Genomic DNA, 23,097 nt, shown 5'->3' on the forward strand with positions numbered 1-23,097 from the left:
AATGACTACACCGCATCGGCTCAGCCTTGTCGATATTGCCCACAAACTGCTGCAGAAATAAACAGGGAAGGTCAACAGCCCCTATGCGAACAGGGGCGATTGAGTTAAAATACCGCGTTTGCATTCCTGCCAATCGAATTTTAAGTAGAAAGAGTCATGTTTGAAGTCAATCCGGTTAAATTTAAAATCAAGGAGCTAGCCGAGCGCACCCAACTTCTTCGGGGGTATCTTTGACTATGATGCCAAGAGTGAGCGTCTAGAAGAAGTCAGTCGGGAGCTAGAGAGCGCCGAGGTTTGGAACAATCCTGAGAATGCCCAGGCCCTGGGTAAAGAGCGTGCCTCGTTGGAGGCCGTGGTCAAGACCATAGACGATATGGACAGCGGCCTTGAAGATGTGGAAGGCCTGCTGGAGCTGGCGGTCGAAGAGGAAGATGAAGACACCTTCAACGACGCCAATAGCGAGCTGGCCAGCCTAGAGAAGCGTCTGGAAGAGTTAGAGTTCCGCCGCATGTTCTCGGGTCCTCAAGACGCGTCAGATTGTTACCTTGATATTCAATCGGGTTCAGGCGGTACCGAGGCGCAGGATTGGGCCAACATGGTGCTGCGCATGTATCTGCGCTGGGGCGAAGCTAAAGGGTATAAGCCTGAGCTTATCGAAGTGACCGACGGCGATGTCGCCGGCATTAAGGGCGCTACCGTCAAGTTTACCGGCGAGTACGCCTTTGGTTCACTGCGCACCGAGACCGGGGTGCATCGTCTAGTGCGTAAGTCACCATTCGACTCTTCGGGTAAGCGTCACACCTCTTTCTGCTCTGTGTTTGTCTATCCGGAGATCGACGACTCTATCGAGATCGATATCAATCCGGCGGATCTGCGTATCGACGTCTATCGTGCCTCGGGTGCCGGTGGTCAGCACGTTAACCGTACCGAGTCTGCGGTGCGTATTACCCACTTGCCCACCAATACCGTGGTGCAGTGCCAGAACGACAGATCGCAGCACAAGAACAAAGACACTGCGATGAAACAGCTGAAAGCTAAGCTGTTCGAATTGGAAATGCATAAGCAAAACGCCGAAAAACAAGCTGCCGAAGATGCCAAGTCTGATATCGGCTGGGGCAGCCAGATCCGTTCTTACGTGCTGGACGACGCCCGTATTAAAGATCTGCGTACCGGCGTGGAAAGCCGTAATACCCAGAGCGTCCTCGATGGCGATCTGGACAAGTTTATTGAAGCTAGCCTTAAATCTGGCCTTTAACGAGAGAAGAAGATGACTGAACAAACTCAAGACGAAAACAAGTTAATTGCAGAGCGCCGTGCCAAGTTAGATCACGTTCGCGTTTCTTGCCCTGCTAACGGTCACCCGAACAACTTCGATCGAAAACATAAGGCTGCAGATATTCAGGCCGAATATGGTCAATACAGCAAGGAAGAGCTGGAAGATATGAAGGTCCAGCGCTCTATCGCCGGTCGTATCATGGCTAAGCGTGGCCCCTTCCTGGTGATCCAGGACGTGAGCGGTCGCATCCAGGCTTATGCCGGTAAAGATGTGCAGAAAGATCTTAAGGCCAAGTATCAAGGGCTGGATATTGGCGACATCATAGGTGTTACCGGTCAGCTGCACCTGTCTGGTAAGGGTGACCTCTATGTCAACATGGAAGAGTACCAGCTGTTGACCAAGGCGCTGCGTCCACTGCCTGAGAAGTTCCACGGTCTGACCGACCAGGAAACCCGTTACCGTCAGCGTTATGTAGACCTCATCGTGAACGAAGAGTCTCGTGCGGCCTTCATCATGCGCTCTAAAGTGGTTACCGCCATCCGTAACTTCATGGTGAGCAAAGAGTTCATGGAAGTCGAAACCCCTATGATGCACAGCATTCCTGGCGGTGCCTCGGCGCGTCCTTTCATTACCCACCACAACGCGCTGGATATCGAGATGTATCTGCGTATCGCGCCTGAGCTTTACCTCAAGCGTCTGGTGGTTGGTGGTTTCGAGCGTGTATTTGAGATCAACCGTAACTTCCGTAACGAAGGCCTGTCGCCACGCCATAACCCAGAATTCACCATGATGGAATTCTATATGGCCTATGCCGACTACAAGGATCTGATGGATCTGACCGAAGAGATGCTCTCTTCAATCGCCAAAGATCTGCTGGGTGATACCAAGCTGCCATACGGTGAGCACACCATAGACTTCGGTGGTCCTTATGAGCGTCTGAGCATGCTGGACGCGATCAAGAAGTACAACCCAGACAACGAGACCATTCAGTCTATGACCTATGAAGAGGTTAAAGACGTTGAGTTTATGCGTAACCTGGCCAAGAGCTTGGGCATGACTATCGAGAAGTTCTGGACCTGTGGTCAGCTGTTGGAAGAGATCTTCGGCGAAACCGCCGAGCCTCAGCTGATGCAGCCGACCTTCATCACAGGTTACCCGGCAGATATCTCGCCGCTGGCACGTCGTAACGATGAAAACCACTTCATTACCGACCGTTTCGAGTTCTTCATCGGTGGCCGTGAAGTGGCCAACGGCTTCAGCGAGCTCAACGACGCGGAAGATCAGGACAAGCGCTTCAAGGCACAGGTTGATGCCAAAGACGCGGGTGATGACGAAGCCATGTTCTACGACGCCGACTACATCACGGCGCTGGAGCACGGTCTGCCACCGACTGCGGGCCAGGGTATAGGTATCGATCGTCTGGTGATGTTGTTTACCAACACTCACACCATTCGCGACGTGATCCTCTTCCCGGCAATGCGTCCTCAGGGATAAGCCATTACGCCATACTAAAAACCAGCCTAAGGGCTGGTTTTTTTATCGCTATCGATTGGAGGCTAAATAACCATCCGAACAGAAGTTTTAGATTAAATCACTGATAATCTATCCTATTTTTAGTGTAAGATGGCTTAAGTTTCTCCACGAGCCACTTTTTGTCGCGGCTTGTATACTTTTGTTAGTTTAGGGTTAATTTTCTAGCGTTTGTGGGTGTCTATTAGCATGAATAGGCGATATGCTTGCAAATAGCGAAGGGAAGATGGGAGAGTGCTAGTTCACGGCCACTCTCGGAGAAGGATAGTGATAGATATCAAGATTCCAGATGATGCATTGCAAGATTGGCAGGAAGCGCTAGAGACCCTAGCCCTGGCATTTGACGGCAGTCTTTTTTTGCTGGCCTTAACCGCGACCGATGGCCTGGCACCTATGCTCAGCCTATGCGACGACACCGAGGCACATCGCCAGAGTGTGCACCAGCTCTGCGCTCAGGGACTCACCCTGTTTCGCGACTATATCGAACATCCCCATCGTACGCGAGAGTCGGTAAGAGTCGGCGGCATAGTGCTGCATCCGCTCTTCTGGCCCTCCCAGGCCCTCTTCGGCACCCTGTGTCTGGTGCCCAACGAACAGCCTCATCATGGCAAGCAGCTAGACGTCTTAGTCAAACTGACCTGCCAGTCAATGCAATATAGGTTGGCTAACCTATACCAGGATCATCGCCAGCAGTTGCTGCAAATAGCCCCGTCAGAGACATCTAATGTGGACCTGCAGCTCTTTATCGATAGCCTGCCTGAGCATGTGTGGATGAAGGATGTTGCGGGGCGCTATGTACTGATCAATCACAGTGTCGAGGTGGCCTGGGGAAGAACTCGGGAGGAGCTGCTTAATCGCACCGATGATGAGATCTTCTCCCCCGAGGTGGCCGAAGAGTTTGTGAAGGGGGATTATGAGTCTATCGTGCGCGGCGTGCAGGTGACGGCCGCCGAGTGCGAGGCTAAAGATGTCGACCAGTCCAGCTCCTGGCTTGAGACAACTAAGGTCCCCGTCGTCTCATCCGATGGCACCCTAGAGGGGGTGATCGGCATCTCCCGTAACATCACCTCCCATAAGGCAGCCCAGGAACAGCTGGAACTGGCGGCCAACATCTTCGAGAACTCGGTGGAAGGCGTGGTGATCACCGACGCCAACGGCAATATTGTCGAGGTTCATGGTGCCTTTACCGAGATCACCGGCTACAGCCGTGAAGAGGTGCTGGGCGAGAACCCGCGCATCTTGAATTCTGGCCGCCACGACAAGGCCTTTTTCGAACGCCTGTGGCAATCCTTGCTGACCAATGGCAAGTGGCATGGCGAGATCTGGAACCGGCGCAAGAGTGGCGCCATCTATCCCGAGCAGCTGACCATCAGCTCCATGTATGGCGACGACCACCAGGTGCGCTATTTCGTCGCCGTGTTCGCCGATATCTCGGCGCAGAAGCAGAGCGAGAAGGAGATGGCAAGGCTGGTGTATCACGACCCACTGACCAAGCTGCCCAACCGCCTGATGCTGTCGGCCAACCTGGAACAGGAACTGCGCCACGCGGCCCGTGAAGAGACGCAACTGGCACTGATCTTCATCGACGTGGATCTGTTTAAACATATTAACGATAGCTATGGTCATGTGACCGGCGATGCCATCCTAATGGAGGTGTCCAGGCGCCTGAAGCAGAAGCTGGGCGAGGAAGCCACCTTGGCCAGGCTAGGTAGCGACGAGTTTATTGCCGTGCTGCCCCATGTGGAGAGTGACGATAGTGTCTCCCTCATGGTGAGCCGGCTGCGTGAGGCCTTCGATGCGCCTTTCCTGCTGGATGATGAAGGCAGTGTGCGTCTGACCGCCAGCATGGGCGTGGCCATCTATCCCGGCGACGGTGATAGCGGCGACACCTTGCTGCGCAACGCCGATACCGCCATGCACAGGGCTAAGGCCAATGGCCGCAACAACTATGCCTTCTATACTCAGTCTCTGACCCTGGCGTCGGTAGAGCACCTCAAGTTGCAGAGCGCCCTGCACGATGCCATCAGCAAGGATGCCTTCTATCTGGTGTATCAGCCTAAGCTGGGATTGGGCACTGGCCAATGCGTCGGTTTCGAGGCGCTGCTGCGCTGGGATGACCCGCAACTTGGGGTGATCTCGCCTGCGGTGTTCATCCCTGTAGCGGAAAATATTGGCCTGATCAATGAGATAGGCCTATGGGTGCTGAAACAGGCGGCCGCTCAGGGGGCATGCTGGCTGGCCGAAGGGAAAACCTTCGGGCGGATATCGGTGAATGTGGCCGGGCCTCAGCTGCAACAGAAGCAGTTTTTCACTCAGGTCAAACAGGTGCTCGACGAGACGGGCTTGCCGCCCGAGTATCTGGAGCTCGAGGTGACCGAGAGCTGCATGATGTCGGACCCTCTGGCGGTGATCGAGGTGCTCAAACAGCTGGGCGAGCTCGGCGTCGAGCTGTCGGTGGATGACTTCGGTACCGGCTATTCATCGCTAAACTATCTGAAACGCCTGCCCATACATAAGTTGAAGATAGATCAGTCTTTCATTCGCGATATCCCAAGAGACAGCAACAACACGGCGATTGCCAAGGCGGTGATCGCCCTCGGTCATGCGCTGAATCTCTGCATCATCGCCGAAGGGGTCGAGACGCCTGAGCAGGCGGCCTTCCTGGAGGCGGCGGGATGTGATCAGGCCCAGGGCTATCTCTATAGCAGGCCCAGGGTGGTCGATGAGCTGGACGAGTTTCTCGGCTAGACGCAGAATGAGTGCTCGTTTCGGCTCTTGAGTTAGTTCTTGAGTTAGCTATTAAGTTAGCGCTTGAGTCAGCGCTTAATGCTAGCCGAGGGTCTGAAGCTGGCGAACCTCGCCCGGCTGCAACGTTCCCAAATGAATATCGCCGATGCGCACCCTGACTAACCTAAGGGTGGCAAAGCCCACTGCGGCGGTCATCTTGCGTAGCTGACGATTCTTCCCCTCTGTGATGGTGATCGCTAGCCAGCTGGTGGGGCCGTGACGAGCGTCCCTGATCTTGCGCCCTCTGCCTGGCAAGCTCGGCGCCTGCGCCAGCCTCTGTGCCCGGCAGGGCAGGGTAAGGTATTTTTCACCCTTGATTCCTATCTCGACTCCCTCGCAGAGACTGGCAATGGCCTGGTCGGTGATCTCGCCATCGAGCTGCAGATAGTATTCCTTCTCGACCGACTTGCTGCGCACCGCATGGCTGGTCTTGCCGCTTGTAGTCAGCAGCAGTAGCCCCTCTGAATCATGATCCAGCCGACCGATCGCCATGATACCGCTTGGGAAGTCGGCCAGCTCGCCCAGCAGGGGTTTACGCTTGCGCCGCTCGGCAACAAACTGGATCAGGTAGCCATAGGGCTTGTAGATCATGAAGTGCTGAGGCTGAGTGTTATCTTGCGTCTCTGTGCTTGTCTGTTCTGATGACCCAGGTGCTGCTTGCATGTGCGTCTGATTGGGTGTCTGATTGAGCGTCTGATTGAGCGTCTGATTGAGCGTCTGATTGAGGGGGACAGGCATAGGTTTCTCTGTGATAAAGGGCATGGCTAGCTTACCACGAATGGCGTGTCGATTTTACCATCAGATTAATAATGACAACGCTGTCATTTGTGGTTATAGTAATGTTAATTTCTCTTGTCGACGCTCAGCTGTGATGCTGACAGGTGTCGATAGAGCGCGTTAACTACCAGGGCCGAGAAGAGTCAAATCATGCAAATTGTTATTCTAAGAGACAGCGACGAGGTGGCCGAATATGGCGCCAATCTCATCATCAATCAGCTAAAGGGTAAGCCGGATTCGGTCCTGGGACTGGCGACGGGATCGACCCCTGTATCCCTCTATCAGCGCCTGATTGCCGCCAACCAGGCCGGGACCGTCTCTTTCAAGGCCGTGACCAGCTTTAACCTGGATGAATACCTGGGTTTAGCGGGTAGCCATCCCCAGAGTTATCGCTACTTCATGAATAGCCAGCTGTTCGATGCCATAGATATTGATAAGGCCAACACCCATGTGCCGCCGGGAGACGCCGAGGACCCCATCGTCGCCTGTGAAGCCTATGAGGCGCAGATCCAGGCCGCCGGCGGTATCGACATTCAGCTGCTCGGCATAGGGCGCAACGGGCATATCGGCTTCAACGAGCCCTCATCGGGTTTGATGTCACGCACCCGGGTGAAGACCTTGACCAAGGCGACCATTGAAGATAACGCCCGCTTCTTTGACGAGGGGGAGTATCAGCCGCATCTGTCGATCACTATGGGGATAGGCACTATCCTGGATGCTAGAAAGGTACTGCTGCTGGCAACCGGCGAGAGCAAGGCCGAGGCGATTCGCGCCGCGGTAGAGGGCGCCCTGAGCGCGTCCTGTCCCGCCTCGGCGCTGCAACTGCATCGCGACGCCGTGTTGGTGATCGATGAGGCGGCGGCATCTAAGTTGGCCGACAAGGCGTTCTATCGTCATATCGAGGCAGAAAACCAGCAGCTGCAGGCAAGACTGGCCGCCCTGAAGGCGAGTCGCTAAGCTCAGCTCACTCGTACCTGCCTTACTCTGCTGTTTATCGTCGAGTGTTGTATGTTTGTGTAAAGCGCATCACCATCTGTGATGCGCTTTTTCGTCTGTGTGGGGAGAGCTGGCGTCGCAACGCCTTGTTAATTATCCACTCTTGTTTCGTTTTAATCGCATGATGGCTTTCCTGTCGCCGCAATCTTGACTATGTTATGACAAGTAGCGCAAGCCCTGGGCACTTCTCTGGGGCAGCTTGTGCCAGTCCTAAGGAACTCGTCATGCTAAAGAAACTCTTGATACTCGTGTTGCTGCTAGCCTCGTCCCCCTTTATTGCCGCCCTCTTTATCGAAGAAGATTATCGTGTGGATACCCAGGTCGTCATAGATAGACCCAATGAGCAGGTGTTCGACTTCCTGAGAAGGCTCAAAAATCAGGATCAGTTCAGCGTGTGGGCCAAGATGGATCCGGCCATGGAGCAATACTATCGCGGTGAGGATGGTTCTGTGGGCTTCGTCTCCGGCTGGCGCAGCGATAATCCGGATGTGGGTTCAGGCGAGCAGGAGATCATGGCGATCTTTCCCGGCAAGCGTATCGAATATCAGCTGAGGTTTATGACGCCGTTTGAATCTGTGTCCTCCGCCTATATCACCACCCAGGCGCTAGGGCCGAATCAGACCGAGGTGCATTGGGGCTTTAGCGGCCACATGGCCTATCCCATGAACATTCTGCTGCCGCTGATGCAGGTGGATGTCATGGTCGAGCGGGATCTCAGCCAGGGGCTGAATAACCTGAAAACCTTACTCGAGACAAACTGAGGGGATGGCGATGGAGAAGCACAACATCTTTCAATCTTTGCCGGAGGACCTCACCCTGGAGGCTTTCGAGCCTCTTGTGGATACGGGCAGCGTGCTGATAGAGCGTATCGTCTCTAAGGCCCATCGCACACCCGAAGGACAATGGTACGATCAAGACAGAAATGAGTGGGTCATGGTGCTCCAAGGGGAGGCGACCCTGGTGGTCGAGGGCGCCGAGGTGGTGCACCTCAAGGTGGGCGATCATCTTAATATTCCTGCCCATTGTCGTCACAGGGTGAGCTGGACCAGCGAGACCATGGAGACCCTCTGGTTGGCTGTGCATTACTGATTAACGGCGCGAAAGAACCGGCAGCTAGTCATTAATGTGAGCGACAAATAGGGCTAAGGCGAGCCATCTCGCCGATAATCTGGTGAAAAAATGCGCGGTAGCGAGGTGTTTTGTGAGCCAGGTCTGTTATAATCGCGCCCCTAATTTTTATCTATCTGTGATCTGATTCGAGTACCTTGATGGACAAGCCTGAGATTTTTATCCCCGATAGCGCCGCCAGTGCGCCGGTAACCACCCGCTCAAACCGCCTCGAGCTTCTGGCGCCCGCCAAGAATGCCGACTATGGCATCGAGGCCATCAAGCATGGTGCCGACGCCGTCTATATCGGTGGCCCCGCCTTCGGTGCCAGAGCAACGGCTGGCAACAGTGTCGAGGATATCGCGCGTCTGTGTGAGTTTGCCCACCGCTACCATGCACAGGTATTTGTCGCCATCAACACCATCCTGATGGACGACGAGCTGGACGCTGCGCAGAAGCTGATCTGGCAGGTGTATGAGGCCGGCGCCGACGCGCTTATCGTACAGGACATGGGCGTGTTGCAGCTGGATATTCCGCCTATCGCCCTGCACGCCAGTACCCAGATGGATAACCGTAACCCAGAGAAGGTCGCCTTCCTCGAGCAGGTGGGCTTCTCACAGGTGGTGCTCGCCCGAGAGCTTGGCCTGAGTCAGATCCGCGACGTGGCGGCCAAGACTAATATGCAGCTGGAGTTCTTCATCCACGGCGCCCTGTGTGTCGCCTACAGCGGCCTGTGTAACCTGAGTCACGCCTTTAGCAATCGCAGCGCCAACCGCGGCGAGTGTTCGCAGATGTGCCGTCTGCCGGGGGATCTCAAGACTCGTCAGGGCGAGGTGCTGGCCCAGAACGAACACCTCTTGTCTCTCAAAGACAACAACCAGACGGATAACTTAGAGGCGCTGATCGATGCGGGCATTCGCTCATTCAAGATCGAGGGGCGTCTTAAAGATCTCAGCTATGTGAAGAACGTGACCGCTCACTATCGTCAGGAGCTGGATAAGATCATCGCGCGCCGCCCCGAGTTTGTCGCCTCGAGCCATGGCCGCTGCGAGCACACCTTCACGCCTAACACCGAGAAGACCTTTAACCGTGGCCGCACCGACTACTTCGTTAACGAGCGTAGCCAGGGGGTCAGCGACTTCCGTTCGCCAAAATACATTGGCGAAGAGGTGGGCAAGGTGGCGGCCCTGGGCAAAGATTTTATCCAGGTAGCATCGAGCCACAGCTTCAACAATGGTGATGGCCTGTGTTACTTCCCGCCTAACTATGAGAAGGCCAAGCAGTCTGACGATAAGCTGCAGGGGCTCAGGGTCAACCGCGCCGACGGCAATAAGCTGTATGTAATCGCCGTGCCGGGCGATCTTAAGGTGGGTGCTACCCTGTATCGTAACCATGATCAGGCGTTCGAAACCGTGCTGGCCAAGGAGTCGTCCAAGCGGATCATCAAGGTGGACATGACGCTGAGCGATACCCCGGAGGGGGTCGCCCTGACCATGACCGACCAATATGGCCTGAGCGCCACCTGTGAGCTGGCGATGGAGAAGACCCCGGCCACAGACGTCGACAAGGCGATGCAGAACCTGAACAAGCAGCTAAGAAAGCTGGGCAGCACAGACTTTGAGGCGCGCGAGATCCATGTTGAGACTGCCAGCGCCTGGTTTATGCCGGCTTCCCAGCTTAACGGCCTGCGCCGTGACACGGTTGCGGCTTTGGAGCAGGCGCGCGTCGAGGGGTATGTGCGCCCGCAGGCGTGGAAATACAATCAGGACGCCACCTATCCCTTTAAGCATCTGAGCTTCATGGGCAACGTGGCCAACGAGAAGGCGAAAGACTTCTATACCCGCCACGGGGTGATCGAGATAGAAGATACCTATGAGAAGAACGGTATCACAGAGGATGCACCGCTGATGGTGACCAAGCACTGCCTGCGCTTTAACTTCAACCTCTGCCCGAAAGAGGTGCCCGGCATCAAGGCCGAGCCGCTGCAGATAGAGATAGGCAAAGATGTGCTCAAGTTGGTGTTCGACTGCCCTAAATGCGAAATGATGGTTGTCGGCGCTAACCGTCAGGTATAGGCTAGGGAAGGTGCGAATAAGTCCCGTGCTTGCTCTGCGTGTGCTTAAAGTGGATAGATGCAAGGCACAGTTTGCAGCGAATGGCCCTAGTCCTTCGCAAGAACTGTAACGCAGCAAATACCGCTGTAAGCCTCGCCCTGCGGGGCTGTGCGACGACTTGTTCGCCCCTTCCTTGGGATACACCTCATTTCAGTTCAGCTATTAAGGAAAATATATGGGACTGCTAGATGCACTGATGGGCAATGCTGCCGAAGTCGATTTACAGGAGCTGGCGCAAGAGCTGGGGCCTATCATGGGAGATAACGAGCAGTTAGCCCTTGCTTACCGGGTGGTGCGCGATATGTTTGTGTTTACTAACAAGCGCCTTATCCTCATCGACAAGCAGGGCGTGACCGGCAAGAAGGTGAGTTATCACTCTGTGCCCTATAAGGCGATCACCCATTTCGAGGTGGAAACCGCCGGTACCTTCGATATGGACGCCGAGTTAAAGCTGTGGATCTCGGGCCAGAAGGAGCCGCTGGTGAAGGAGCTGAAGAAGGGCACTGACGTGGTCGGTATTCAGAAGACGATCGCTAACTTCTCACTTTAGCGCTAACTTCTCGCTTTAGCGTTTGGTTCTCGCTCTAGGCGATGACTTCTCGATTTAGTCGCCTTATCGACGCTAAAAAGCCCAGGCCTAGGCCTGGGCTTTTTGTTGCCAGTGCCAGCTTGGCGTCGAGAGCAGATCTTGCCCCAAGACCTTGGTCTGCCCCAACTGTTTATCCAGTTCGATGAGCTGGCAGGATTCAAATTCGTTCAGGGCGTTGATCAGGCGATTGGCGTGGGAGACCACCCATAGCTGACATACCTCAGATGCCTTGGCAATAAGCCTGGCCAGTGCCGGTAGCAGATCAGGATGCAGGCTGGTTTCGGGCTCGTTCAATACCATCAGCTCCGGCGGCCTAGGTGTCAGCAAGGCCGCGATCAACAGCAGATACCTTAAGGTGCCATCGGAGAGTTCCTTGGCATTGAGGGGCCTGAGTAGTCCCTCCTGATGAAACTCGAGGCTCAACATGCCACCTGGCTGGGCAGCTATGGTGACCCGGGCACCGGGAAAGGCGTCGCTCACCGCCTCGTCGAAGTCCTGCCTGTCGCCAATCTCGAAGATGGTTTGAATCGCCGAAGCCATGTCTCGCCCATCATGATGCAACACCGGGGTACGGGTCCCCAGCTGTGGCTGACGGGCAGGGGCCTCGCCATCACTTCGAAAATGGTCGTAGAAACGCCAGGCGCGAATGCTGTCTCTGAGTCTTAGCACCTCGGGTGTACGTAGTGGATCAGAAAGCTCGGTGAAGATACTGTCGCCATTTTGCATGTGTTGGTTCAGGCTCAGCCAGCCGTCTTGTCCCCCTTGCTGGGCGCGCCCCTTCACCATGGGGCCACGGCGCTCTACCAGCACGGCGGCGGGGCGATACTTATGGCCAACCCAAATCGCCTCACGTTTAATCTGGGGATCCAGCCCAAAGAGGGTGGTGCTATCAGGTTTAGGCAGACCAAGCTCAATCAGGTAGCTAAACTCGTCGCCGGCAAAGCCCAGTCTTAACCGCTTAGTCTGTTGGCGAACAGTAGGCGTGATTTCTGTCTCGCCGCTTAACATTCCTTTAGTAAGGTTTTCCGGTCCCGCCCAGAAGCAGGAGTCTAGTCCGCCCTCCTGAGCCAGGGCATTGACTACGCCGCCTTGTGCCGTTTGTGCCAGCAGACGTAGCGCCTTATAGAGATTGGACTTACCACTGCCATTGGCGCCGGTCACTAGATTGAGCTGGCCGAGAGGCAGACGTATGTCGCGTAAAGAACGGTAGTTACTGATGGCTAAAGTGGTCAGCATGGCTTATTCGGGTTGAGATGAGCTTGGGTAATAGTGGCATCTTTAATCTCTCGATGCCATAACAGGCCAGAAGGAAAACGAGCTTAGCCCTGATTTTCCTTGGCCAGATGCGCCTTACGCTCGGGCGTATAGTGCCACCAGGGCTGCGCCTCTTCCCCTTCCATGAAACGCACCGCGGCGATAAAGACATCGATGACGCAGGGGTCGTGACGCTCGCCCGTGATGGCTTCGAGCCTGGCGTGCATCTGGTAGGGATCTTGGCCGACAAGATCCCTCGGCTGCGTTAGCCCAAGCTTTTGCAAGTCCTCGGCGGTGGCCTTGCCCACATTGGGGATCATGGTAAATGTGGTGATGCTAGCTCGCCCGGCTTTGGTCATGATCTGCTCCTGTTGATATGGTTAAAGTGTAGGGCCTATTACTGGCTGTCTGCTGCTGGCTGTTATGCCCACAGGGCGTAGCCGACGGCGATCAGCATAGCGATGGCGAAGAAAATTCGCAGCGCTCTTGCCGCGCGCGGGCGGGAAAACAGTGGTCGCAGCAGGCCACCGAAGGCTAGCCAGAGGCTGTCTACCAGGGTGGCGACCAGCAGGGCGCAGATACCTGTGGCCAGATAGCCCAGGCTGGTGTTCTCGAGTGGTAGCAAGAACTGGGAGAAGATGGCCAGAAAGGCCGCGTAGGCCTTGGGGTTGAGCAGGTTTAGGATAAAGCCATCCCTAAAACTCGGCGCCCGCTGAGCCGCATCCAACTGAGTGCAGGGGGCGCTGGCGATCTTATAGGCGATAAAGGCGATATAGGCGGCGCCCAGTAGTTGGCAGGTGAGCCTAAGCTCGGGAAAGCGACTAAACAGGGCGGCGAGCCCAATGCTGGCGCCAATAATGGCGACCGAGAGTCCCAGGAGTATGCCCGCAAGAAAGGGGGCGCCGCGTCTGATGCCAAAGGTAGCGCCTGTGGCGGCAAGCGCCAGTGGCGCGGGGCCTGGCGAGCCCAGGAGCAATCCGGTTGCCGCGATCAATGAAAGTAGTGATTCCAACATGCCAGGCTCCTTGTACACATTATCCATCGGGCAACCCATTTACCCGGACTCAGCATCATATCTTGAATGGCCGGCGTGTAAAGTCATCAGCTAAACTGGCGCGGCTGCCTGGCTGCAAGTTTATCGCTACACCTGCACCGCTTTCCTTACAGCAGCCCCTACTGTTGTCCTAACTGTTGTTAAAGACAGGCCTTACTTGGTTTCGCTGCTTCTCTCTCTGTTTCGACAGATCTATTCGGGCCGGTGTTTGACTATGTCTTGCTGCCAGCGATCGGCGAGAAAGTCGATGAAGTGACGGATGAGATGTTGCTGATAGCTGCGGGAGAGGTAGACGGCCCACAGCTGCTTGCTCGGCAGATGATAGTCCGGCAGCAGCTCGACCAGCGCCCCCGAGCTTAGGTGCGCATTGGCAAGATCGCAGGGCAGGTGAATGATGCCTTTGCCTCGCAGCGCGGCTTTGAGGAGCACGCCCATGTCGTTGGCTTGCAGGTTGCCGCTAATCGGTTGCTCAAGGTTTTGATTGTCTTTGACAAATCGCCAGCTGTTTTGGCTGACGTGGATCAGGCAGTTGTGCACGGCGAGATCGCCGAGCTCAGTGATGGGCTCATGCCTGGCGAGATAGTCCGGTGAGGCGCACAGCACAGAGTCTATCTGCATCAGGCGGCGGGCGATCAGGCTCTCGTCGGGCTGCTGGGTGTAACGCAGGGCGATATCCACCCGCTCGTCGACTAGCTGTACCATCTCGTCGGACAGCACCAGCTGTACCTTGACCTCGGGGTGTGCCTGGGTAAAGTCGTCTACCGCATCGAACAGCAGCGCCTGTCCCAGGCCGATGGGGCAGGCGATGCGTATGCTGCCGACCAGTTCTTGTCGGTGGCGCTGGGCGCGGTTTTGCAGGGCGGCAACCTCGTCGAGTATCTTCTGACAGTAGATAAACGCCTCTTCGCCTTGTACGCTCAGGCTGACGCTACGTGTGGTGCGATGCAGCAGGCGCAACCCCAGCCAGCGTTCCACCTCCTGAATGTGGCGGGAGACCTGGAGTCGGCTCAGGTTCAGTTGCTCGGCGGCCTGGGTGAAGCTGCCGCAGCTGGCGACCTCGACGAAACTGCGAATAGCGCTGATCTTATCCATATTGGTAACCCTATTTAGTAACACATAGTGAAACAATAATGCTCTATTTAAGCTGTTTATCACGATAAGGCTGCTAAGTAAACTGGTGTCAATCGAGTCAAACAGTGAGGAAGAGAAGATGAATATAGCGATCATTGGCGCCACAGGTTGGATAGGGAGCACACTGATGCAGGAGGCGCAGCGTCGCCAGTTGTCGGTTACCGCCCTGGTGAGAGATTCTGCCAAGTTAACCGGCGAGACTGAGGCGAGGACCTTAGATCTTGAGCAGGCCATAGACCCTCTAGTATTTGAGGGGATCGATCTGGTGATCGCCGCCGTGGGCGGACGCGCCTCGGGTCAGCATCAGCTGGTGCCATCGAGTGCCAAGGCGCTACTCGAGGTGCTGCCCAAGACGCAGGTGAAGCGCCTCTTGTGGGTCGGCGGCGCAGGTAGCCTGGAGCTGGCTCCCGGTGTGACCTTAGTGCAATCGCCAGACTTTCCGCCAGAATATAAGGATGAGGCCCTGGCCCAGGGTGAGGCGCTTAAGGTATTTAGAGAGAGCGACTCGGCCGTTAACTGGACCTTTGTCAGCCCGGCCGCCGAGATCTATCCAGGTGACAGCGAAGCTGCTTATCGCATTGGCGGCGATCAGTTTTTTACCGATGAAGCGGGGCGCAGCCGCATCTCGGTAACGGATTACGCTAAGGCGATGTTAGATCTCATCGCTGCAGATGACTATGGCCGTCAGCGGATCAGCGTCGCCTACTAAGAAGCGACAAGGGGATTTGGCCCAGATACAGAAAAAGCCACTCAATGAGTGGCTTTTTTATGAGGCCTTACTTTAAGACTGTTTGATAAGGCTGTTTTATAAGGCTTAGTCTGGCCTATGGCTTAACCGTCTTGACGCCTTCAGGGGTGCCGACCAGCAGCACGTCTGCGCCGCGGTTGGCGAACAGGCCGTTGGTGACCACGCCGACGATCTGATTGATCTGCTCTTCCAGCTCTTTTGGATTAACGATCTTCATGTTGTAGACATCGAGGATCACGTTGCCGTTATCGGTAACAACGCCTTCGCGGTAGACAGGATCGCCACCTAGTTTCACCAGCTCGCGTGCCACGTAAGAGCGCGCCATAGGGATCACTTCGACCGGCAGCGGAAACTCGCCCAATACCTCAACTTCCTTGGTGTTATCCACGATACAGACGAACTTGTCGGCCACGGCGGCGACAATCTTCTCGCGGGTCAATGCCGCGCCGCCACCCTTGATCATGTCCATGTGGCCATTGATCTCATCGGCACCATCGACATAGACAGAGAGCTGATCGACAGAGTTCAGATCAAAAACCGGGATCCCCAGCGCCTTCATCTTCTCGGTCGAGGCCTCAGAGCTAGACACTGCACCTTCGATGTCGGCCTTCATGGTGGCCAGGGCATCGATAAAGTGGTTAACGGTCGAGCCGGTACCTACGCCGACAATACTGTCTTTCTCAACATACTCGAGCGCAGCCCATCCGGCGGCTTTTTTCATTTCATCTTGAGTCATAAGGAGTTCCTATAAGGATAAACGAAGCATTTTGTCGTCATTATACCTTTAGTTCTCCTCGGGAGTATGTCAAATGACGCAGTTTGTTACTTTAGCGAAGAATTTATCTAGGGCCTGTTGACCTTTTGAGAACAATTTTTGTTCTGATTGAGCACGTTCAAATCGCGGCATGAGGCTTGAAGTATAGTTATTCTACATAAAAGCCGAGTAACAAAGCGTTGAACGTGCTCAAGACGAACCCTGCGGGCAGCGTCTGTATTATTTTTCTACTGCGTTATCGCTCATTGATGTAGTGCACTACATGACAATCGCTCTACCTTGTATAAAAGCGATACAGCATGCTGCAAAAATGAACGCGAAAGATAAACAGGCCCTAGGGGAAATTTGTGTGAAATCTCTCAACTTAGGTCTGTGGTGGGGGATTTGCATGGGTCTTACTGGAAAAATACTCGTGTTCAGAGTACGTTAGCTGTCAACATTAGCCCTCTAGTGATTAATTGGTTAGAGGCCTCGTGCCCAGTTCGGGTAGCGGGTAAAGGATATTGAGTAGAGAAAAGGAGACAGCATGGCAGGCGCGAGTCTTTTGAGCTTGTTGGATGATATTGCAGCCATTTTGGATGATGTGGCCCTGATGAGTAAGGTCGCGGCGCGCAAGACAGCCGGGGTGCTGGGGGACGATCTGGCGTTAAACGCCCAACAGGTATCAGGCGTCAACGCCGATCGTGAGCTGCCCGTGGTGTGGGCGGTGGCCAAGGGCTCGCTGCGAAACAAGCTGATCTTAGTGCCGGCGGCGCTCTTGATTAGCGCCTTCATTCCCTGGGCGGTGACGCCGCTGCTGATGTTCGGCGGCTTGTTTCTCTGCTATGAGGGCTTCGAGAAGGTCCACCACTCCATGACCCATAAGCACGAGCCTGCCATGAGTGAGAGCGAGATGGCCAAGGCGGCTGCGGATCTCAAGGCCTTCGAGAAGCAGAAGGTGGCCGGGGCGATCCGCACCGACTTCGTGCTGTCGGCGGAGATCATCGCCATCACCCTAGGCGTGGTGGCCGAGAGCAGTTTCATGACTCAGGTGGTCACCCTGGCAATCATTGCCGTGTTGATGACGGTCGGTGTCTATGGCCTGGTGGCGGGTATCGTTAAGTTGGATGATGCCGGCCTCTATCTGAGTCAGCGCCAGGGCGACGGTCTGCTGCGCCGTCTGGGTCGTAAGTTAGGTGACGCCCTGGTGAACGCGGCGCCCTACCTGATGCGCGGCCTGACCGTGGTGGGCACCATCGCCATGTTCATGGTGGGGGGCGGCATCCTCACCCATGGCATTCATCTAATCGCGGACTACTTTGAGCAGGCGGCCCATTGGGTGGCAGAGCTTAGCCTGGTGGGGCCGGTTTTAGCCTGGATGACCCCGAGTCTGCTCAATGCCCTGTTCGGTGTATTGGTGGGTGCCATCGCCCTTGCCATCATGTCGCTTATCGGCCGGCTTCGCCGCTGATATACGGCTGTCGGATGTAGCATAATGTATCAGTAACAACTTGTATCTTATATTGTTTTCTAATTTACGGACTCGTAACATCCCTCTTGTTACACGCTTTGGGGACTGTGATGAAAAAGCAATTAAGAGGCAAGTTAGCCCTGGGGGCTCTGTTGCTCCTAGGCTTGGGTGGCTGCGGCAATGAGGCGGGCAGCAACGGGGTGATCGTCAATCCGCCGGTGACCGGCCCAGTGCCCGATATGACCATAGATGCCTGCTTTACCATGACCACGAGTCTGGGGGAGATTGGGCTGGGGATAGATAGCCTTCATACGCCGCAATCGGCCGTCAACTTCAGCGACTATGTCGACGCTAAATTTTACGATGGCACCCTGATCCACAGGGTGATCCATAATTTCATCATTCAGGGGGGCGGTTTCACCTCGGGCATGGTGCCTAAGCCGGGAGGTGCGCCCATATCTAACGAGGCCCGGGTGGGCTTTAGCAATCTCAGGGGCACACTGGCCATGGCGCGTGGGCGTCAGAGTGATTCGGCCACCTCGCAGTTTTTCATCAACATTCTGGACAACCCTCAGCTGGATTACAGCGCAAGCAGCCCAGGCTACGCCGTGTTTGGCAAGGTGCTCTTCGGCATGGAGGTGGTGGACCAGATAGGCATAGTGGTCACCACTCGGGTAGGGGAGTACAGCGATGTCCCGCAGGAGGAGGTCGTTATCGAGCGTATCGCCCCCAGCGAGTGTCCCATCGTGGAAGCCTAATAGGCTATTCGCCGCTCGCCTGATGGCGTTTCACCAGGTCGATCATCGCCTGGGCGGCGAAGGAGAGGCTGAGATCTTTGCGCCAAAACAGGCTCATCTGCCAGCTGAGTGCAGTCTGGGTGAGGGGACGGATGACCACACCATTGGGCAGGTAGCGCTCGGCAATAAACTTAGGCAGCAGCATCACGCCGATCCCGGCGGCGACCAGGGCGACGCCAAACTCAGGCTGGTTCACCTGGGTCGGGTTCTTGATGTTAACGCCCGCCTGCTGACAGGCCTTGATCACCATCTCATGGAGTGAAAATTCCGATTCAAACAGTATCTGTGGCTGGTCATCGAGTTCGCCGAGGGGGATCTCAGAGTGCCTCGCCAGCGGGTGTTCGCTGGGGAGAACCACCACCATGGGCTCGGTATGAATGGCAATCCCCTCATAGCGATCCTTGAGATCTATGATGCCGGTGGCGAGTTCAATTTCACCCTGTTGCAGTGCCTGAGTCTGCTCCACGCCGCCGCGGACCAGCAGCTGGGTCTCTATCTCTGGATAGGCCTGACGATACTTGGCGATAATGGGCGCAAACAGCTCGGCGCTGCCCAGTGGCGCCAGACCCAGACGCAGTATCCCTAAGTTAAGTCCCTTGAGCTGTGCCAGCTCCTCCATCATTGTCTGCTTGTCTTCCAGTAGCCTAAGGGCGTGGCGATAGACCACCTCGCCATGGGGCGTAAGCTGCACCTTAGTGCCGCGTTTGCCACGGGTGAGCAGGGGCAGATCCAGCTCGCTCTCGAGCTGGGCGATGGACTTGGACAGCGCAGGTTGGCTGATATGGATCCGCTCGGCGGCGCGGTTAAAGCCCCCCGAGGCGACGATTTCGACAAAGTAGTGTAATGCCTTGAGATCCATTTAATAGCTTTTGGTAATTTATTTTATAAATAATATTCATTTTTTTTATTTAAATGGCAAGCGTAAGATCGCTACATCTTCTCGTTAGACAGAGTTTTTCATGGCAACTTTTCTCCCCCCACTTCGAAATCTGCTGCAACTCCTGCTGCAGGTGGGGCTATTGTCTCTGCTGGCCCTTGCCGCCCAATGGTTGGTGACTCGCCTGGCCTTACCCCTGCCTAGCGGGGTGATTGGCCTGGTGGCGCTGCTGGCCCTGTTGGCGCTCAACTGGTTGCCCGAACGTTTCGTGGCCCGTGGCGCCGCCTGGCTGCTGGGTGAGCTGCTACTCTTCTTCATTCCGCCGGTTGTCGCCTCCATGCACTATGCGCCGCTGCTGGAGCAGTACGGTGTGAGCCTGCTATGCACCTTAGTGCTGGGGAGCGTCAGCGTCTTGTTGATCACCGGCTTTGTCATCGACCGAGTCTTTAAGTATGAGCGCCGCATTAGACGCGCCGGCGCGGCCCAGCCGTTGGATGTTCGACATGGTTAACTCATTGCATCTGTCGCTGCTCGGCCTAGGCTGCTTGCTGGCGACTCTGGTCAGTTACACCCTGAGTAAGCGGCTCTATCGTCGCTTCGGTCACTGGTGGTTGTCGCCCATGGTGCTGACACCGGCCATACTGCTGGCCTTGGTGGTCATTTTTGCCATTCCGCTGCCCACCTATTTCGAATATAACCACTATCTCAGCATGCTACTGGCACCGGCGACCATTGCCTTTGCCTTGCCCATCTATCGTGAGCGTCATCTGATCCGTCGCTACCCGCTGACCCTGAGCCTGGGTGTGCTGACCGGCCTGCTGGCGGGCCTGGTCTCCTCCTGGCTGCTGACGCGGATGATCTATCTGCCGCCCGAGTTGTCTCACAGCCTGCTGGTGCGGTCGGTTTCGACCCCTTTTGCCTTGGAGGCGACCCGCGAGTTTGGCGGCGTGCCGGATCTCACCGCCGTATTGGTGTTGATGACGGGGGTGCTGGGAATGCTCTTGTGTGGCCCGGTATTCAGGCTGGCTAAGATCTCCAGCCCGCTGGCTAAAGGCGCCGCCCTTGGGGCCAGTGCCCATGGGGTGGGGGCGGCCAAGGCCGCCGAATATGGTCGGGAAGAGGGGGTGGTGGCCAGCCTTACCATGATCTTTACCGGCATCGCCATGGTGATCGGCGCGCCGCTGTTCGCCTATCTCTTGGTGTAGGTTGCGTAAGTTACAGGCTCAGATGGCAGGCTCAGTTGGCAGGCTTAGACGACTGGCTTATCTAGCGTTTAAGTAGCGCGGCGCATAGCTTGACGAAGTCCGACGAGGTTAAGATGCCAATTACCTTGTGGGCCTCGTCGACTACCGGCAGGCAGCCCAGCTTGTTGTCGACGAAATAATCCACCACCACGGCCAGTGGCTCGTCCAGGGTCACCTTTTGAAACTCCCTATCCATGATCTCGGCCACCGAGGTGCGCCGCTCCTGACGATCCAGCCCTTCGTTGCCGTAATGGGTCAGCATGCCCATGACTGTGCTGATCATCTTCTTATGGGTGAGAATACCCACCAGGGTGCCATCGGTTTCGCTGATGACGGGCAGGTGACGTACGCCGCGGCTGCTCATCAGGAGGTGGGCGTCCTTAGTGGTGGCCTGATCGCTGATGCACACAGTGTCTTTGGACATGATATCGCTGACTCTCATGGTCGACTCCTTCAACTATGGGGATGCATTTATCATAACAGTTATTTACGGCGCGATTAAAAAATGCACGCCATCGGCCTGAGGGCGCAGATATCCCCCAGGCAAAAAATGCTGCTGCATGGCATTAACCCAGCCCCTTTCGAAATGTTCTGCTGCCTTGGCTGTCTCCCTCAGTCGAAACTAGCGGTTGCCGTGATCATAATAATTTTGCAATATTGTTAATTGATAATTAGAGTCATTAGACCTCTTACCAGGAATAACAATAACAAGGTCAGTTATCTTTCGCAGTAGGCGTTTTCAGCTTCACATGATGTGAAACGAGGGCACAAGGGATAACCGGCTCAAATAAAGGAATAATAATGAAAACCAAGTATTCTCGCAGGGATTTTCTGGCCATGTCGGCCAAGGGTGTTGGTGCTGCCGTTGTCTCCTATGGCCTGATGGGCTGTTCAAGCAGTGACGACGATAAGCAGGAAGCCGCCCCTAAGGTACAATTTCTTCACGGTGTCGCCAGTGGTGACCCGACCCACAGCGCTGTGATCCTCTGGACCCGAGTGACCCCTGAAACCGACGGCGACGTCAAGGTAGGCTGGGAGATCGCAACCGATGCCGACTTTACCCAGATGATCTCCAACGGTGAAACCACCACCAATGCCGATCGCGACTATACCGTCAAGGTGGATGCCATCGGCCTGGATGCGGGCACGGCCTACTATTATCGCTTCATGTCGGGCGAGCAGGTATCAAATACCGGCATGACCAAGACGCTGCCCCAGGGCGCGGTTGAGCAGGTTAAACTGGCGGTGATGTCTTGCGCTAACTACCCGGCCGGTCATTTCAATGTGTATCAGCTGGCGAGCGAGCAGGACGCTCTGGACGCCGTGGTGCACCTTGGCGACTACATCTATGAATATGGTCGCGGCGGTTATGCCAGCGAAAATGCGGCCGAGTTAGGCCGTGAAGTCATGCCTGCCGGTGAGCTCTTTACCCTGTCAGATTACCGCACCCGTTACGGTCAATACCGCAGCGATGGCTCACTGCAGGGCCTACATGCCAAGGTGCCTTTCATTACCGTATGGGATGACCATGAGGTGGCGAACGATACCTGGTCTGGCGGCGCCGAAAACCATAACGAGGGCGAAGGGGATTTCGAGGCCCGTAAGACGGCTGCGTTACAAGCATACTTCGAGTGGCTGCCTATCCGCCCATGGCGCGAGGGGAACCACGAGGAGATCTATCGATCGTTTAGCTTCGGCGATCTGGTCGACCTGCATATGCTAGATACCCGGGTGCTGGCCCGAGACAAGCAGCTGGACTATGCCGACTATGTCGATGCCGCCACAGGGGCCATGGACAGTGCTCGCTTCATGGCGGATGTCACCAGCAGCGACCGTACCTTGCTGGGCGCCGATCAGCTACAGTGGCTGCAGGCCAGCCTGCTGAGTGCAACGGGTAAGTGGCAGGTACTGGGACAGCAGGTGTTGATGGGCACCATGATGCTGCCTGCGGCGATCGCCATGCAGAAGCTCTCTGTCTACGAGTATGCCGAGCTAGGTGCCCTGGCACAGCTGGCGGCCCGAGCGGCGGCCAATGACCCGACCCTGACGGCGCAGGAATACAGCTACCTTATTGGTAACCAGCACAAGCTGACACCCGAGGTGATGGCGCTGCTGCAACTGCCTGCTATTCCTTACAACTTAGATGCTTGGGATGGTTACGCCTACGAGCGAGAGGTGATCCTGGCGACGGCGAAATCGACTGGCGCTAATCTGGTGGTGATTGCCGGTGATACCCATAACGCCTGGGCTAACGAGCTGAAGGACAGCCATGGTGATATCGTTGGCGTCGAGTACGCGACCAGCTCGGTTTCTTCACCTGGACTCGAATACTATCTTGGTATTCCTGCCGATCAGCAGAGTGTGACCGAGGCCGGTGTCGTCGACCTGGTTGAGGGGCTTAAGTACACCAACTTAAGGGATCGCGGTTTCATGGTGCTGACCTTCACTCCTGAGTCGGTACGCAGCGACTGGCACTTCGTCGATACGATTCTCGATAGTGAGTTTAGCGAGGCAACTGACAAGCACTACGCGGCGATGACTATGGCGGGTGAGGCCAAGATCAGCGCGGCATAAGCCGAGGCAAAGTGACT

General features: G+C 55.8%; 22 protein-coding genes. 14 read left to right on the top strand and 8 right to left on the bottom strand.

The features are described from left to right. The first annotated feature begins 156 nt into the window (after positions 1 to 156). From prfB to DB48_RS10010, 3 genes are all read left to right on the top strand, one after another. Positions 157 to 1,255, top strand: a protein-coding gene (gene prfB / locus DB48_RS10000) for a peptide chain release factor 2 (protein WP_162484107.1) whose coding sequence is annotated in 2 segments (ribosomal slippage) — positions 157 to 231 and positions 233 to 1,255 — 1,098 coding nt in all. Because the reading frame shifts where the segments join, the coding sequence is not laid out codon by codon here. 12 nt (positions 1,256 to 1,267) lie between these two features. Then, positions 1,268 to 2,770 carry a lysine--tRNA ligase gene (gene lysS, locus DB48_RS10005; RefSeq protein WP_041510148.1) on the top strand — a complete coding sequence of 501 codons (1,503 nt, stop codon included), beginning with the start codon at positions 1,268 to 1,270 and terminating at the stop codon, positions 2,768 to 2,770. A gap of 303 nt (positions 2,771 to 3,073) precedes the next feature. Then, a complete protein-coding gene (locus DB48_RS10010) occupies positions 3,074 to 5,554 on the top strand; it encodes a sensor domain-containing protein (protein ID WP_041510149.1) in 2,481 nt (826 codons plus the stop codon). Between the two features lie 81 nt (positions 5,555 to 5,635). On the opposite strand, the gene DB48_RS10015 is transcribed toward DB48_RS10010, so the two are convergent. Continuing rightward, positions 5,636 to 6,184 carry a pseudouridine synthase gene (locus DB48_RS10015; protein ID WP_152619138.1) on the bottom strand — a complete coding sequence of 183 codons (549 nt, stop codon included), beginning with the start codon at positions 6,182 to 6,184 and terminating at the stop codon, positions 5,636 to 5,638. A 336-nt stretch (positions 6,185 to 6,520) separates the two neighbouring features. Between DB48_RS10015 and nagB the strand changes: the two genes are divergently transcribed. From nagB to DB48_RS10040, 5 genes are all read left to right on the top strand, one after another. Continuing rightward, positions 6,521 to 7,327 (top strand): glucosamine-6-phosphate deaminase, encoded by an 807-nt coding sequence (nagB, locus tag DB48_RS10020; protein ID WP_041510150.1) that lies wholly within the window; start codon positions 6,521 to 6,523, stop codon positions 7,325 to 7,327. A gap of 263 nt (positions 7,328 to 7,590) precedes the next feature. Beyond that, a complete protein-coding gene (locus DB48_RS10025) occupies positions 7,591 to 8,127 on the top strand; it encodes an SRPBCC family protein (RefSeq protein WP_041510151.1) in 537 nt (178 codons plus the stop codon). A gap of 10 nt (positions 8,128 to 8,137) precedes the next feature. After that, positions 8,138 to 8,455, top strand: coding sequence for a cupin domain-containing protein (locus tag DB48_RS10030; protein ID WP_041510152.1), 318 nt, complete (start codon positions 8,138 to 8,140; stop codon positions 8,453 to 8,455). Between the two features lie 179 nt (positions 8,456 to 8,634). Then, complete coding sequence (locus DB48_RS10035; protein ID WP_041510153.1) at positions 8,635 to 10,548, top strand: peptidase U32 family protein; 1,914 nt, start codon at positions 8,635 to 8,637, stop codon at positions 10,546 to 10,548. A gap of 214 nt (positions 10,549 to 10,762) precedes the next feature. After that, positions 10,763 to 11,137, top strand: coding sequence for a PH domain-containing protein (locus DB48_RS10040; RefSeq protein WP_033537910.1), 375 nt, complete (start codon positions 10,763 to 10,765; stop codon positions 11,135 to 11,137). 87 nt (positions 11,138 to 11,224) lie between these two features. On the opposite strand, the gene DB48_RS10045 is transcribed toward DB48_RS10040, so the two are convergent. The 4 genes from DB48_RS10045 to DB48_RS10060 form a co-directional block, all read right to left on the bottom strand. Beyond that, positions 11,225 to 12,412: an AAA family ATPase gene (locus DB48_RS10045; RefSeq protein ID WP_041510154.1), complete on the bottom strand. Its 1,188-nt coding sequence runs from the start codon at positions 12,410 to 12,412 to the stop codon at positions 11,225 to 11,227. A gap of 83 nt (positions 12,413 to 12,495) precedes the next feature. Then, on the bottom strand, positions 12,496 to 12,789 hold the full coding sequence (locus DB48_RS10050; RefSeq protein ID WP_041510155.1) for a helix-hairpin-helix domain-containing protein: 294 nt from the start codon (positions 12,787 to 12,789) through the stop codon (positions 12,496 to 12,498). A 62-nt stretch (positions 12,790 to 12,851) separates the two neighbouring features. Further along, on the bottom strand, positions 12,852 to 13,445 hold the full coding sequence (locus DB48_RS10055) for a LysE family translocator (protein ID WP_041510156.1): 594 nt from the start codon (positions 13,443 to 13,445) through the stop codon (positions 12,852 to 12,854). Positions 13,446 to 13,676: 231 nt separating this feature from the next. Then, the gene (locus DB48_RS10060; RefSeq protein ID WP_041510157.1) at positions 13,677 to 14,576 is read right to left on the bottom strand and encodes a LysR family transcriptional regulator; all 900 of its coding nucleotides are present in this window, start codon (positions 14,574 to 14,576) and stop codon (positions 13,677 to 13,679) included. A 118-nt stretch (positions 14,577 to 14,694) separates the two neighbouring features. On the opposite strand from DB48_RS10060, the gene DB48_RS10065 reads away from it, so the two are divergent. Further along, entirely contained in the window at positions 14,695 to 15,324 is a 630-nt protein-coding gene (locus tag DB48_RS10065) for an NAD(P)-dependent oxidoreductase (protein ID WP_041510158.1), read from the top strand. A gap of 115 nt (positions 15,325 to 15,439) precedes the next feature. On the opposite strand, the gene rpiA is transcribed toward DB48_RS10065, so the two are convergent. After that, a complete protein-coding gene (rpiA, locus tag DB48_RS10070; RefSeq protein WP_041510159.1) occupies positions 15,440 to 16,099 on the bottom strand; it encodes a ribose-5-phosphate isomerase RpiA in 660 nt (219 codons plus the stop codon). A 565-nt stretch (positions 16,100 to 16,664) separates the two neighbouring features. On the opposite strand from rpiA, the gene DB48_RS10075 reads away from it, so the two are divergent. Both DB48_RS10075 and DB48_RS10080 read left to right on the top strand, forming a co-directional pair. After that, a complete protein-coding gene (locus DB48_RS10075) occupies positions 16,665 to 17,588 on the top strand; it encodes a DUF808 domain-containing protein (protein WP_041510160.1) in 924 nt (307 codons plus the stop codon). A 110-nt stretch (positions 17,589 to 17,698) separates the two neighbouring features. Further along, positions 17,699 to 18,346 carry a peptidylprolyl isomerase gene (locus tag DB48_RS10080; RefSeq protein ID WP_041510161.1) on the top strand — a complete coding sequence of 216 codons (648 nt, stop codon included), beginning with the start codon at positions 17,699 to 17,701 and terminating at the stop codon, positions 18,344 to 18,346. Between the two features lie 4 nt (positions 18,347 to 18,350). Here the strand turns inward: DB48_RS10080 and DB48_RS10085 are convergent, their stop codons facing one another. After that, positions 18,351 to 19,244: a LysR substrate-binding domain-containing protein gene (locus DB48_RS10085; RefSeq protein WP_041510162.1), complete on the bottom strand. Its 894-nt coding sequence runs from the start codon at positions 19,242 to 19,244 to the stop codon at positions 18,351 to 18,353. 100 nt (positions 19,245 to 19,344) lie between these two features. Between DB48_RS10085 and DB48_RS10090 the strand changes: the two genes are divergently transcribed. Together DB48_RS10090 and DB48_RS10095 are read left to right on the top strand one after the other, a co-directional pair. Next, positions 19,345 to 19,773 carry a CidA/LrgA family protein gene (locus DB48_RS10090; protein ID WP_041510163.1) on the top strand — a complete coding sequence of 143 codons (429 nt, stop codon included), beginning with the start codon at positions 19,345 to 19,347 and terminating at the stop codon, positions 19,771 to 19,773. Continuing rightward, positions 19,757 to 20,467 carry an LrgB family protein gene (locus DB48_RS10095; RefSeq protein WP_041510164.1) on the top strand — a complete coding sequence of 237 codons (711 nt, stop codon included), beginning with the start codon at positions 19,757 to 19,759 and terminating at the stop codon, positions 20,465 to 20,467. The genes DB48_RS10090 and DB48_RS10095 overlap by 17 nt, the downstream gene beginning before the upstream one ends. A 61-nt stretch (positions 20,468 to 20,528) precedes the next feature. Here DB48_RS10095 and DB48_RS10100 read toward each other — a convergent pair whose 3' ends face one another. Continuing rightward, positions 20,529 to 20,948: a CBS domain-containing protein gene (locus tag DB48_RS10100; protein WP_041510165.1), complete on the bottom strand. Its 420-nt coding sequence runs from the start codon at positions 20,946 to 20,948 to the stop codon at positions 20,529 to 20,531. 359 nt (positions 20,949 to 21,307) lie between these two features. Here DB48_RS10100 and DB48_RS10105 point away from each other — a divergent pair, with 359 nt between their 5' ends. Further along, complete coding sequence (locus DB48_RS10105) at positions 21,308 to 23,080, top strand: alkaline phosphatase D family protein (protein WP_041510166.1); 1,773 nt, start codon at positions 21,308 to 21,310, stop codon at positions 23,078 to 23,080. Positions 23,081 to 23,097 lie beyond the last annotated feature (17 nt).

Source organism: Shewanella sp. cp20, assembly GCF_000832025.1.
Taxonomy (GTDB): Bacteria; Pseudomonadota; Gammaproteobacteria; order Enterobacterales; family Shewanellaceae; genus Shewanella.